This window comes from Agromyces sp. NPDC056523, from assembly GCF_042794545.1.
Lineage (GTDB): Bacteria > Actinomycetota > Actinomycetes > Actinomycetales > Microbacteriaceae > Agromyces.
The window spans coordinates 779,693-792,368 of the sequence record NZ_JBHTTM010000002.1; the positions used below are offsets into that span (position 1 = coordinate 779,693).

Below are 12,676 nucleotides of genomic sequence, written 5' to 3' on the forward strand. Positions count from 1 at the left end.
CCCCTCGACCCGGGCGTTCCGGCGGTCACGCGTCCAGGCGCACCATCCAGCCGTGCCGGTCCTCGACGCGGCCGTACTGGATGCCGGTCAGTTCCTCGCGGAGCGAGAGCGCCAGCTCTTCGGCCTGCGAACCGGAGTGCACGATCTCGAAGTCCTCGCCGAGCAGCCGGCCGATCGGCACGACGACCGCGGCGGTGCCGCATGCGAACGCGCCGACGATGTCGCCGGATGCCGCGCCCTCGCGCCACTCGTCGAGGGTGACGCGGCGCTGCTCGACCTGGTGGCCGCGGTCGGCCGCGAGGCGCAGGATCGAGTCGCGCGTGATGCCCTCGAGGATCGAGTCGGACTCGGGCGTGACGAGCGTGCCGTCCTTCTTCACGAGCACGACGTTCATGCCGCCGAGCTCCTCGAGGTACTTCCCCTCGTCGAGGAAGAGCACCTGCTGGCAGCCCTTCTCGTACGCCTCGGCCTGCGGCAGCAGGCTCGACGCGTAATTCCCGCCGGTCTTCGCGGCGCCCGTGCCGCCCTTGCCGGCACGCGCGTAGTGCGTCGACAGCCAGATGTTGACGGGCTGCACACCGCCCGGGAAGTAGGCGGCGGCGGGGCTCGCGATGACGTAGTACGCGACCTTCTTGGCCGGCCGCACGCCGAGGAACGCCTCCTTGGCGTACATGAACGGTCGCAGGTAGAGGCTCGTCTCGGGAGCGCCCGGCACCCAGTCGGCGTCGACCGCGATGAGCTGCTTGAGCGAGTCGATGAAGTACTCGACCGGAAGCTCGGGCAGCGCCAACCGCCGAGCAGAACGCTGCATGCGCGCTGCGTTCTCGTAGGGCCGGAAGGTGCGGATCGAGCCGTCGGCGTGCCGGTACGCCTTGAGGCCCTCGAAGATCTCCTGCGCGTAGTGCAGCACCGCTGCCGCAGGGTCGAGTTGGATCGGGCCGTACGGCGAGACGCGGGGGCGGTGCCATCCGCCCTTCTCGGACCAGCAGATGTCGACCATGTGGTCGGTGAAGTGGTTGCCGAAGCCCGGGTCGGCGAGGACCGCCTCGCGCTCGGACTGGTCCTTCGCGGCGTCGTTGCGCGTGACCTGCCAGGTGAGTCCTGCGGGCGACGGGGTCTGCAGGGTGAGGTTCGTCGTGGTCAAGGCTTCCTCCTTCGGGAGCGGGTTCAGTGGGCGCCCACGGGGGCGCCGATGCGAGCGGCGATCGCGTCGCCGATCTCGGAGGTCGAGCGCCGCGCGTCGCCGCGGTCGGCGATGTCGGCGGCGACCGCCTGGCGCACCCGCTCGGCAGGCCCGCCGTGACCGAGGTGGTCGAGCAGCAGGGCGACCGAGAGGATCGCGGCGGTCGGGTCGGCGATGCCCTTCCCGGCGATGTCGGGCGCGGAACCGTGCACCGGCTCGAACATGCTCGGGAACCGGCCGTCGGGGTTGATGTTGCCCGAGGCCGCGAGGCCGATGCCGCCGCTGATCGCGCCGGCCAGGTCCGTGAGGATGTCGCCGAAGAGGTTGTCCGTGACGATGACGTCGAATCTAGCAGGATCCGTGACGAGGAAGATGGTCGCCGCGTCGACGTGCAGGTAGTCCACCGTGACATCCGGGTACTCGGCGGCGACGGCGTCGACGGTGCGCTTCCAGAGCGAGCCGGCGAACACGAGCACGTTGGTCTTGTGCACGAGGGTCAGCCTCTTCTTGGGGCGGGCGGATGCCGCGGCGAACGCGTAGCGCACGACGCGCTCCACTCCGTACGCGGTGTTGACCGAGACCTCGTTCGCGACCTCGGCGGGCGTGCCGACGCGGATGGCGCCGCCGTTGCCGACGTACGGACCCTCGGTGCCCTCGCGCACGACGACGAAGTCGACGTCGCCGGGGTTCGCGAGCGGGCTCGTGACGCCGGGGTACAGCACGCTCGGGCGCAGGTTGACGTAGTGGTCGAGCTCGAACCGCAGTTTGAGCAGCAGCCCCCGCTCGATGTTCGCGCCCGCGAGACGGGGGTCGCCGGGCATGCCGCCGACCGCGCCGAGCAGGATCGCGTCGTGGCCCGTGATGGCCGCGAGGTCGTCGTCGGTCAGCACGTCGCCGGTCTCGAGGAAGCGGGCGGCGCCGAGCGAGAACTCCGTGCGCTCGAACTCGACGTCGGCTCCGGTCGTGGCGGCGTCGAGCGCCTTGAGCGCCTCGCCGACCACCTCGGGACCGATCCCGTCGCCCGGGATCACCGCGAGCCTGACCGTCTGTACCATGAACACTCCTTCGTCCGCCAGCCCTCCCAGCGTACTGTCCGCCCGGAGGGTCGCTCACTACACTCGGCCTCAGGTGGCGGGTGATCGCCGGCCACCTGACAGCGGCGCTCCCCGCCGCCCGAGTGAAAGGCACCTCCTATGAGTCTCGGTCTCGGAATCGTCCTCTTCGCCATCGGCGCCGTGTTCGCGTTCGCGCTCAACGTGGCGGTGGACTGGATCAACCTGCAGATGGTCGGGTACATCCTGATGATCGCCGGCGCCGTGGTGATCATCCTCGGCATCATCCTGCTCGTACGCCGTCGAAGCGCAGTCTCGACGTCGCGGACGACCGTCGACCCGGCCACGGGCTCGCGGGTCACGCGCAACGAGACGTCGCAGACGGACGACGGCACCACCTACTGACCCGGTCGACCGACCGGCCCCGAAGGGCGCCGCCTCACTCCGAGGCGGCGCCCTTCGGCTCGTTCAGCGTGGTCGCGGCGACGATCGCCGCGGCGATCATGAGGGCGACGCCGATGAACGCCGTCACCACGACGCCGCCGTCGAAGGCGTGCGCGGCCGACGTCGCGAGGGCGGCCGCGTCGGCCGGCGAGAGCGACTCGGCGACGGTCACCGCGCCCGCGAGCGTCTCGCGCGAGGCATCCGCCTGGGCCTCAGTGAGCGACGACGGCAACTCGATCGCCGACCGGTACCAGGCGGCGAGGATGCTGCCGAGCAGGGCCGTGCCGAGCACAGCGCCGAGCTCGTACGCGGTCTCGGACACCGCGGACGCCGCCCCCGCCTTGGCGGGCGGAGCGCTCGAGAGGATGAGCTCGTTGGACACGGTCTCGGCGATGCCGATGCCGAGGCCGAGGAGCACGAACGCGGCGACGAGCCATCCGACGCCCGAATCGGCGGCGAGCGCGACGACGAGGTAGCCGCCCGCCGAGATGGTGAGCGCCACCGGCACGAGCACGCGTGGACGGATGCGACGGGCGAGCGGGACCACGGAGAGCCCGGCGAGGATCATCGTCACGAGCCCGGGCGTGAGCGCGAGCCCCGCCTCGACCGGCGAGAGCCCCGCGATCAGCTGCAGGTGCTGCGACACGAAGAAGAGGAATCCGACCAGCGCGATGACGCTGAGCAGGTTCACGACCACGCCGCCGCCGAACGAGCCGGTGCGGAAGAGCCGCATGTCGAGCATGGGCGTCTCGGCCCGCAGCTGCCGGCGCACGAAGACCGCGCCGAGCACCGGGCCGATGACGACCGCGGCGAGGCCGATCGTGTCGAGCCCCTCGGTCGCGAGGTGCTTGATGCCGTAGACCGTGCCACCCATGGCGGCGAGCGACAGGAGGATGCTCGGCACGTCGATCCGGCCGGGCGCCGGATCGCGACTCTCGGGGATCAGCAGCGGCAGCAGGACCAGCAGCGGGACGAGGACGGGGACCGCGAGCAGGAACACGGACCCCCAGGCGAAGTGCTCGAGCAGCACGCCGCCGACGATCGGCCCGAGCGCACTGCCGGCCGCGAAGCCCGACGCCCAGATCGCGATCGCGACCCGTCGCTGCTCGCGGTCGACGAAGACCGAGCGGAGCAGCGAGAGCGTCGAGGGCATGAGCATGGCGCCGAAGAAGCCGAGCGCCGCGCGTGCGGCGATGAGCGCCTCGGCGGTGGGCGCGAACGCGGCCGCGATGGAGACGAGCGCGAAGCCCACCGAGCCGATGAGCAGCATGCGGCGGCGGCCGAAGCGGTCGCCCGCGCTGCCCATCGCGACGAGGAGCGCCGCGAGCACGAGCGGGTACGCGTCGATGATCCAGAGCTGCTGGGTGGCGGTCGGACCGAGATCGCGCGCGATCTCGGGCAGCGCGAAGCTGAGGACCGTGTTGTCGACCGAGACGAGCAGCACCGGCAGCATGAGGACGGCGAGCGCGAGCCAGCGGCGGCGCGACCCGCCGGCCGCGGTCCGACCGGGGTCGGCATGCGTGGGTGCGGATGGCGCGGCATCCGGCGTCGCGAAGGCGGTCGTGTTCGTCTCGTGGTTCATGTCGGGGTCCTATAACTGTACCGTCTGGACGGTAGAGTATCAGATCCCATCGGCCGCGGACGCTCGGTACGATCGGAGCCATGAGCCGCCCACCCGCCGCCCGCGACGCCGTGCTCGACGCGTTCGAGCGCATCCTGATCGACGCCGGCGAGCGCGCAGCGACCCTCGATGCGACCGCGAAGGCGGCCGGCGTCTCGAAGGGCGGACTCCTCTACCACTTCGCCAGCCGGGAGGCGCTCGTCGAGGGCGTGCTCGAGCGGTTCTCACGCCTCGTCGACGAGGACATCACGGTGCTGGAGCTCGCTCCCGAGGGGCCCGTCGCGTACTACGTCCGGTCGTCGATCACGGTCGGCGGACCGCTCGATCGCGCAGGCGTCGCGGCGACGCGGCTCGCACAGGCCGGGCATGAGCCCGCTGCGCAGATGATCCGGTCGGTGCGCCAGCGCTGGCTGGAGGCCGTGAGGCGGCATGTCCCCGACCCGACGGTCGCACTCGCCATCACGCTGATCGGCGACGGGCTGTACTACGACTCGGCACTGCACGGCCAAGACCCCGAGCTCGGGGTCGACGCCCCGCCGCCGGCGCAACTCGATGCGCTCGTGGCGCTGCTGGAGCGGCTGGCTACGACTCCGTGATGTCGACCTCGACGAACACGTCGGCGTCGATCGCCGTGCGCACGCGCTCGAGCACCTCGGTCGGCACGGGCGAGTCCACCGTGAGCACCGAGAGCGCCTGACCGCCGGCCTCGCGCCGCGCGATCTGCATGCCCGCGATGTTGATGCCGGCCTCGCCGAACTCACCGCCGTAGACCGCGACGATGCCCGGGCGGTCGGTGTAGATCATCACGATGTGGTAGTCGGCGATCGGCACCTCGATCTCGTAGCCGTTGATGCCGACGAGCTTCTCGATCTGCTTCGGACCGGTGAGCGTGCCCGAGACCGACACCTGCGTGCCATCCGCGAGTGCGCCGCGCAGCGTGATCACGTTGCGGTACTCGGGGCTCTCGGCGTCGGCGATGAGGCGCACCGCGACGCCGCGCTGCTCGGCGAGCAGCGGCGCGTTGACATACGAGACGGTCTCGCTGACGACGTTCGTGAACAGGCCCTTGAGCGCCGCGAGCTTGAGCACGCTCACGTCGTAGTCGACGAGCTCGCCGTGCACCTCGACGTCGAGGCTCTCGAGCGGGCCCTGCGCGAGGCCGGCGAAGAGCTGGCCGAGCTTCTCGACGAGCGGGATGCCGGGACGCACGTAGGGGTCGATGACGCCGCCGGCGACGTTCACCGCATCGGGCACGAGCTCGCCGGCGAGCGCGAGGCGCACCGACTTCGCGACCGAGATGCCGGCCTTCTCCTGCGCCTCGTCGGTCGAGGCGCCGAGGTGCGGCGTGACGATCACGTTGGGAAGCGCGAGCAGCGGCGACTCCCTCGGGGGCTCCTGCACGAACACGTCGAGGCCGGCGCCGGCGATGGTCTTCGCGGCGAGCGCATCGTGCAGCGCCTCCTCGTCGATGAGTCCGCCGCGCGCGACGTTCACGATGAACGCGGTCGGCTTCATCTTCTGAAGCTGCTCGGTGCTGATCATGCCGGTGGTCTCGGGCGTCTTCGGCATGTGGATGGTGATGAAGTCGCTGCGCTCGAGCAGGTCGTCGAGCGTCACGGTCTGCACGCCGAGCTGCTGCGCGCGTGCGGCCGTGATGTACGGGTCGTACGCGATGACCTCGACGCCGAACGCCTGGAGGCGCGCGGCGATGAGCGCGCCGATGCGGCCGAGCCCGATGATGCCGACAGTCTTCTCGTAGAGCTCGACGCCGGTGTAGGCGCTTCGCTTCCACTCCCCCTGCGCCAGCGCCGCGTGCGCGGCGGGGATGTGGCGTGCGAGGCTCAGGATGTGGCCGACGGTCAACTCCGCCGCGGAGATGATGTTCGAGGTCGGCGCGTTCACAACCATCACACCCGCGGTGGTCGCCGTCTTGATGTCGACATTGTCGAGGCCGACGCCGGCGCGCGCGATGACCTTCAGCTTCGGCGCGGCCCCGATCGCCTCGGCGTCGACCTTGGTCGCCGAGCGGACGAGGATCGCGTTCGCGTCGGCGAGTGCCGCGAGCAGGGCCGGACGGTCGGTACCGTCGACGTTGCGGACCTCGAAGTCGGGCCCGAGGGCGTCGACGGTGGCGGGCGAGAGTTCTTCGGCGATCAGCACGACCGGCTTGCTCAACGGACAGGTCCTCACTGCGATTGGAAGCTGCGATGCGACGCACCGCGGAACGTCGCGCCGACGACGTCGGGGGCGCGGATGACGCGGCCAGCCTACTTCAGCCGTGGCGCGGCTCCCGAATCGTGTGACGCACGCAGACGAGCGCGGTCCCTGCGTCGCCGTGCTCAAACGAGCAGCGCGCCGGGACCGAACATGAGCAGGATGTCGAGGTAGAGCGCCGCCGACACCGCGAGTCCGCAGAGGTAGAGCGCGGCCTGGACGGGGACCGTCCGTCGGCGGCCGAGCAGGAACGCGGCGGCGAAGAGCACGACGGGCAGCACGGCCGCGGCGACGAGCACGAGCCATCCGACCCCGCTGATCGACGTCTCGAGCGCCGAGGCGACCTGCGCCATGCCGATGAGGTTGCCGACCCCCTCCCACGCGTCGTACGCGAAGAAGAGGCCGAACGCGATGGCGAGCGTCAGCTCGAGCCAGAACGGCGTGCGGCGCGCGGGCGCGGGCGCGGTGACCCCGTCGGCGGTGCTCATGCGGTCACCCCCGCCACGAACGCGATGGGCAGCAGCACGACGGCGCCGACCAGCAGCCAGACCAGCCGGGTCTTCGTGCGACCGCGGGTGAGTGCGAACGTCACGCCGAACCACAGCGCCGGTGCGAGGACCGCGAGCCACAGCCCGAGCGCGAACATGAACTGCCCCAGCGGATCCTGCGCCGTGTTCTGCACGCGCAGCACACTCAGGATCCACCCGAGCGTGTAGAGGAGGTACACCCCGCCGAACACGCCGAGCAGCACGAGCTCGGCCGAGCCGGGCTGGGCCTCGGCGTCATCGTCATCGCCGGCCGCGCCTTCGGGCGAAGGCGATGCGGATGTCGCGGCATCCGTCGCTCCCGCCGACGCGACCGGGACCGGCGTGCCGACCCGCTTCCACCCGGGAGCGAGCGAGGCGTCGTCGTCGCCCTCCCAGCGGAGGGCGTCCTCCTCGTCGTCGGAACCGCGAGCCATGCCATCACCCTATCGAGGCGACGTACGACGACGGACAGCGGGGTCGACCTTCGACGACCCCGCTGCGGGTTCTCGGCACAGCCGACCGCTTGACGCGGCGACTCAGCGGTCTGCCTCCATGCTCTGACGCACGTTCTGCGACGGCGCCAGCGCCGACGCCGCGGCCGGCGCACGATCCGCCTCGACCAGCTGACGCACATTCTCAGCCGGCGCCAGCGCCGACGCCGCGGCCGGCGCGCGATCCGCCTCAACCAACTGACGCACGTTCTGCGCAGGTGCGAGGACCGACGCCGCGGCCGGCGCACGATCCGCCTCGACGATCTGACGCACGTTCTCCGTCGGCGCCAGCGCCGACGCCGCGACCGGCGCACGATCGGCCTCCACCAGCTGACGCACGTTCTGCGACGGCGCCAACAGCGACGCTGCGATGTCGGGTCCGGTGAGCACGAGCTGGTGAAGCTCGCTCGAGTGGGCAACGGGGATCGACGCGAAGGCGACGACGAATCCGAGGAGGATCGCGGCCACGCGGCCGATCCGGTGAGTGGTGTCGGTGGTGTTCATGTTCGCAGCATCCGTCCGGGCGGTATGGCCCCGGGGTGCGAACGGTATACATCCGGTATGCCCCTCGAACCGGGATGTTGACACGACTTCTCGGGGCGGCGAAGACTGCCTGCATGGGCGTCCGGGTACTCGGGCCCGTGGAAGTCGACGAAGGGCGATCAGCCCGAGGGAACGCATCGTCCTCTCGGTCCTCGCCATCCGTTCCGGCGCCATCGTCAGCCCCGATGAGCTCGCCGACGCGCTATGGCCGGATGCGTGTGCGCTTCGTGGTGTTCATGACCGCAGGGTCACTCGCGCCGGTATGGTCCCGTGACCCTCATCGGTATGGAACGGGTATGGCTCTCGCTCGACCATCGTTGACACCCCGCCAGCCGGGGAACACACTGCAGGTGTGGAGATCCGAGTACTCGGTGACCTCACGATCGACGGCGGTCGGCTCAGCCCCAAGGAGCGTTCGCTGCTCGCCGTCCTCGTCCTTCGAACCGGGAATGTCGTCTCACCGTCCGAACTGGCGGATGCGGTGTGGGGCGACGACGTCCCCGCCACGTGGCGCAAGCAGGTGCAGGCGTTCGTGGTGCACGTCCGTCGGGCACTCGGCTCGGCGGCGGTCGGTACGACGCGGGCGGGCTACCGTCTGCGCGTCGACGGCGATTCCATCGACGTCGTCCGATTCGAAGGGCTCCTCGACGCCGCAGCGGCGCATCGCACGAACGGCGATCCCGCGCGCGCCGTCGACCTGATCGAGCGCGCGCTCGCCCTCTGGAGCGGCAGGCCCTACTCCGATCTCGGGGAGTGGCCCCCCGCCGTCATCGAGGCGGACCGGCTCGACGAGATCCGAGTGATCGCCGAAGAGGACCTGCTCATGGCGCGCCTCGAGAACGGTGAGCACCAGGCCGTGGTCCCCGATGCCGAGCGACAGGTGCGGAGCGATCCCCTCCGCGAGCGCGGGTGGGCGATCCTCGCGACCGCGCTGTACCGGTCGGGTCGGCAGGCCGATGCCCTCGCAGCCCTTCGCGCTGCCCGCACGCGACTGGCCGACGAACTGGGCATCTCCCCCGGCTCCGAGCTCACCGCGCTGGAGAGTTCGATCCTCAACCAGGATGTCTCGCTCGAGGCACCGTCGACCGTACCGGTCATCGACGCCACGTGTCCGTATCGTGGGCTCCAGCCCTTCGGTACGGAGGACGCCGACGAGTTCTTCGGCCGAGACGCCGATGTGAGGGCCGCGCTCGAGCGACTCGCCGGCTCGGCGTTCCTCGCGATCTCGGGCGCCTCCGGCAGCGGGAAGTCATCGCTGCTGCTCGCCGGCATCGTCCCTGCGCTTCGGGCGCGCGGCGAACAGGTCGTGATCATCGGCACGGGGGCCGCTCCGCTCGACCGCATGCACGAGGCGCTGGACCGCGCCGGAACGGTCGTCGTCATCGACCAGTTCGAGGAGCTGTTCCATTCCGGACTGGCGGAATCGCACATCGAGGCGGTGGGCTCGTCGATCGCTGCGGCCGTCGCGGACGGCCGTCACGTCATCATCGCCGTCCGCGCGGACTTCCTCAGCGCGTGCGCCGCCGCGGTCGGTATCGGACCGCTGTTCGCAGGCGGCGTCTACCTCGTCGGGCCGCTGACGCCGGAGGGACTTCGAAGCGCGATCGAGGAACCCGCTGCGCTCGCAGGCCTTCGACTCGAGCCCGGACTGGTGGAACTCATCCTCCGCGATGCGGCCGGCGCGCCCGGCGTGCTGCCGCACGTGTCGCATGCCCTCGTCGAGACGTGGGCCCGTCGCGAGGGAACCACGCTCACGGTCTCGGGCTACGAGGACTCGGGTGGCATCTCGGGCGCGATCGCCCAGTCCGCCGACCATCTCTACCTGTCGCTCGATCCCGAGGCCCGAGCGACGTGCCGTTCCACCTTCCTCCGCCTCGTCGAGATCGGTGCGGATGGCGCACCGATGCGACGGCGGATCCCGATCCGGCCGATGCGCAAGGACCTCGCGCACGATCGCGTGCTCACGAGCCTCGCAGGCGCCCGCCTGGTGAGCACCGAGGAGGACTCGCTCGTCGTCGCGCACGAGTCGCTCGCGACGGCGTGGCCGCGACTTCGCGGCTGGCTGGAGGACGACGCCGAGGGCGTGCGGATCATGCAGTCGCTCGCGACGGCGGCCGAGTCGTGGGAGGCCGACGGACGTCCGGACGAGGACCTGTACCGCGGATCCCGGCTCAACACGGCGCTCGCGTGGCGGGATACCGCCTCCCCCGAACTCACGCCCACCGAGTCCGCCTTCCTGGAGGCGTCGGCGGCGCAGGAACGCGCCGCGATCGACGAGATCGAGTACCGCGCACAGCACGACCGGAGGCAGAACCGTCGACTGCGCGTCGCGCTCGGGGCATCCGTGGCACTGTTCGCCGTCGCGGTGACCGCCGGCGGATTCGTCGCCGCCGGATCGGAGGAGACCGCCGAGCAGCGCGAGACCGCCCAGATCGAGGCCCTCATGCGCACGTCGGCGTCCCTTCGAGACGCGGACCGGGATGTCGCGGCCCTGCTCGCGGTGGAAGCCTATCGACGCTGGCCCGACGATGCTCGTGCGCACTCCGCGCTCATGGGCGCGATGACGAGTTCCCACGGTCTGCTCGCGACGACGCATCTCGACGACCTGGACCGGATGTCGGGCGAGCACATTCCAGGAACGCGGCACGCCGTCGCGATGACCCCGGATTGGGCGGCGGTGTACGACATCGACTCCGGTAGGCGGTTGTACGACGTCGACCTGCCCAATGCGGCGCAGGACTTCGACACCCGATACGGCCCGACGGTCAGTGGAAATGGAGCCCGGGCCGCCTACGCGGAGCGGATCTTCGATGAGGACGACACGCAGGTGGCGATCCATCTGTCCACCGCCGACCTCGCGACCGGCTTGCTGGTCCGGCCGACGATCGAGCTCGACTTCCCGCTCAGTTCCATCGCCATGAACTACGAGGGTGACCTGATCGCAGCGATCGACGAGATCGGCATGCTGAGGATCATCGATGCGAACACCGGCTCCATCCGACAGGTCACCGGGACCTCCGTCCACGACGCGCAGGGCAACACCGATCGGGCCGGTGCGGTGCGGTTCACGCCCGGCGGACTGCTCGTGTACGGCACCGTCGAGGGCCCGCTGCAACTGGTGGACGCGGACGATGCCGCCGTCGTCGCAACGGTGCCCATGCCCGCGGGCTCGACGAATGTCGCCATGGCGGTCGTGTCCGACACGCGCGTCGTCACGACCGGGGACCGCTGGATCTCGTCCGTCGACCTCGACGTGGGGCGGGCCGACTGGACGCAGCAACTCGTGACCACGACCGACGATCCGTGCCCGTGGGTCACCGTCTCCATCGAACTCAAGACCGTGTACTGCGGTGACCTGTTCGGACACATCGACGAACGAAGCCTCGACACCGGCGCGCCGACCGAGCGCTCCTTCGACCCGCAGCTCGGGTTCGTCGGGACGATGTCCGTCGTGGAAGATCGCCAGGAGCTCGTGGTCGTCGGCCGCACCGCGGTGATCACGCGCTGGAAGCTCGACGAGTCAGGCGCCGTGACCCGAGTGATCGCGCCCGGTTGGGTGATCCGTGATCGGTACTCCGCGGCAGGGTCGTCCCTCGTCGTCGCCCGCCGCACCGATGGCGCGGAATGGTGGGGCGACTACCGCGAGTTCGCGGTGCTCGACACACGCACCGAGGAACTGCTCCTCGACATTCCCGCGCCCTCGTTCGGAGTCATGTGGGCGGGCGAGTCCACCCTGCTGGGCGACTTCGGCGGGGTCGGGCCTCAGCGAACCGGCTACCTCGACATCCGGACCGGAGAGCGATACTCGGGTGATCCGCTCCCCGAGGATGCAGAAAGCGTCTGGCTGAACGCCCCAGGCGACCGTGTATATGTCGGCCGGCCCGGCGGCGAGATCTGGACCATCGATCCGGCGACCGGCCGCCGCATCGAACCGACGATGCAGACCGGCGGCGTCTATCCGGTCTACATCTCGACGAGCGCCGATGGCGACCGCGTGCTCGTGACGAGCTGGAACAACGAATTCGTGCCCAGTTCGGTCCTTCTCGATGCGGAGACGGGCGAGCGGGTCCGGGCCGGCCTCGTGAGAATCGGATTGACGGCCATGACGGCTCGGGACGAGATCGTCGGCACGATCCGGTACCAATCCATCGTCCGCCACGACGCTGACACGTTCGCCAAGATCGGCGCCCTTCCCGGATCAACCGGCGGCTTGGACGCCCTGAGCGTCAGCGCCGATGGCCGCGTCCTGAGTGCGTACTCCCTGGACAACACGGTCACCCTCTACGACGTCGTCGGCGGCGTACAGCTCGGCGGGCCCATCACGGTGGCCGGAGAATGGAGCGGGCCCGCCGGCGGCGTGTACTCGGGAGTGATTCGCGCCGATGGAACGGAACTCGCCGTGAACGTCCCGGGCGGCATCGCGCTGTGGGATCTGCGGCCGTCATCGCATGCGGATGCCGCCTGCAAGATGGCCGGCCGCGACCTCACCCAGGACGAGTGGCTCACCTACCTCGGCGACTTCGGCCCGTACCGCTCGACGTGCGGGTTCGGCGAGGGGTGACGCGAAGGCGGGCCGGCTGTCGCCGGCCCGCCTTCGTACC

10 protein-coding genes are annotated in these 12,676 nt (G+C 70.5%); 3 read left to right on the forward strand and 7 right to left on the reverse strand.

All coding sequences use genetic code 11. The features are described from left to right. Positions 1 to 25: 25 nt before the first annotated feature. Both ACFQ58_RS10560 and ACFQ58_RS10565 read right to left on the reverse strand, forming a co-directional pair. Positions 26 to 1,144, reverse strand: coding sequence for a branched-chain amino acid aminotransferase (locus ACFQ58_RS10560; protein WP_376951030.1), 1,119 nt, complete (start codon positions 1,142 to 1,144; stop codon positions 26 to 28). A 23-nt stretch (positions 1,145 to 1,167) separates the two neighbouring features. Then, entirely contained in the window at positions 1,168 to 2,238 is a 1,071-nt protein-coding gene (locus tag ACFQ58_RS10565) for a 3-isopropylmalate dehydrogenase (protein WP_376951031.1), read from the reverse strand. A gap of 138 nt (positions 2,239 to 2,376) precedes the next feature. Here ACFQ58_RS10565 and ACFQ58_RS10570 point away from each other — a divergent pair, with 138 nt between their 5' ends. After that, positions 2,377 to 2,640, forward strand: coding sequence for a DUF6458 family protein (locus tag ACFQ58_RS10570; RefSeq protein ID WP_376951032.1), 264 nt, complete (start codon positions 2,377 to 2,379; stop codon positions 2,638 to 2,640). A gap of 34 nt (positions 2,641 to 2,674) precedes the next feature. Here ACFQ58_RS10570 and ACFQ58_RS10575 read toward each other — a convergent pair whose 3' ends face one another. Continuing rightward, positions 2,675 to 4,261: an MFS transporter gene (locus ACFQ58_RS10575; RefSeq protein WP_376951033.1), complete on the reverse strand. Its 1,587-nt coding sequence runs from the start codon at positions 4,259 to 4,261 to the stop codon at positions 2,675 to 2,677. A gap of 80 nt (positions 4,262 to 4,341) precedes the next feature. On the opposite strand from ACFQ58_RS10575, the gene ACFQ58_RS10580 reads away from it, so the two are divergent. Further along, complete coding sequence (locus tag ACFQ58_RS10580; RefSeq protein WP_376951034.1) at positions 4,342 to 4,896, forward strand: TetR/AcrR family transcriptional regulator; 555 nt, start codon at positions 4,342 to 4,344, stop codon at positions 4,894 to 4,896. Here ACFQ58_RS10580 and serA read toward each other — a convergent pair. The 4 genes from serA to ACFQ58_RS10600 form a co-directional block, all read right to left on the reverse strand. Continuing rightward, on the reverse strand, positions 4,883 to 6,475 hold the full coding sequence (gene serA, locus ACFQ58_RS10585) for a phosphoglycerate dehydrogenase (protein ID WP_376951035.1): 1,593 nt from the start codon (positions 6,473 to 6,475) through the stop codon (positions 4,883 to 4,885). The two genes, ACFQ58_RS10580 and serA, sit on opposite strands and share 14 nt — an antisense overlap. A 164-nt stretch (positions 6,476 to 6,639) precedes the next feature. After that, a complete protein-coding gene (locus tag ACFQ58_RS10590; protein WP_376951036.1) occupies positions 6,640 to 7,002 on the reverse strand; it encodes a hypothetical protein in 363 nt (120 codons plus the stop codon). Further along, positions 6,999 to 7,475, reverse strand: a complete 477-nt coding sequence (locus ACFQ58_RS10595) for a DNA polymerase III subunit gamma/tau (RefSeq protein WP_376951037.1) — start codon at positions 7,473 to 7,475, stop codon at positions 6,999 to 7,001. The genes ACFQ58_RS10590 and ACFQ58_RS10595 overlap by 4 nt, the downstream gene beginning before the upstream one ends. A 102-nt stretch (positions 7,476 to 7,577) precedes the next feature. Then, positions 7,578 to 8,036 carry a hypothetical protein gene (locus ACFQ58_RS10600; protein ID WP_376951038.1) on the reverse strand — a complete coding sequence of 153 codons (459 nt, stop codon included), beginning with the start codon at positions 8,034 to 8,036 and terminating at the stop codon, positions 7,578 to 7,580. A 391-nt stretch (positions 8,037 to 8,427) separates the two neighbouring features. Here ACFQ58_RS10600 and ACFQ58_RS10605 point away from each other — a divergent pair, with 391 nt between their 5' ends. After that, positions 8,428 to 12,636 carry a BTAD domain-containing putative transcriptional regulator gene (locus tag ACFQ58_RS10605; RefSeq protein ID WP_376951039.1) on the forward strand — a complete coding sequence of 1,403 codons (4,209 nt, stop codon included), beginning with the start codon at positions 8,428 to 8,430 and terminating at the stop codon, positions 12,634 to 12,636. The last annotated feature ends 40 nt before the right edge of the window (positions 12,637 to 12,676 follow it).

Coding starts and splice junctions, on each gene's coding strand:
- ACFQ58_RS10565 (WP_376951031.1), bottom strand. CDS start 2,238: ATGGTACAGACGGTCAGGCTCGCGGTGATCCCGGGCGACGGGATCGGT.
- ACFQ58_RS10570 (WP_376951032.1), top strand. CDS start 2,377: ATGAGTCTCGGTCTCGGAATCGTCCTCTTCGCCATCGGCGCCGTGTTC.
- ACFQ58_RS10575 (WP_376951033.1), bottom strand. CDS start 4,261: ATGAACCACGAGACGAACACGACCGCCTTCGCGACGCCGGATGCCGCG.
- ACFQ58_RS10580 (WP_376951034.1), top strand. CDS start 4,342: ATGAGCCGCCCACCCGCCGCCCGCGACGCCGTGCTCGACGCGTTCGAG.
- ACFQ58_RS10590 (WP_376951036.1), bottom strand. CDS start 7,002: ATGAGCACCGCCGACGGGGTCACCGCGCCCGCGCCCGCGCGCCGCACG.
- ACFQ58_RS10595 (WP_376951037.1), bottom strand. CDS start 7,475: ATGGCTCGCGGTTCCGACGACGAGGAGGACGCCCTCCGCTGGGAGGGC.
- ACFQ58_RS10600 (WP_376951038.1), bottom strand. CDS start 8,036: ATGAACACCACCGACACCACTCACCGGATCGGCCGCGTGGCCGCGATC.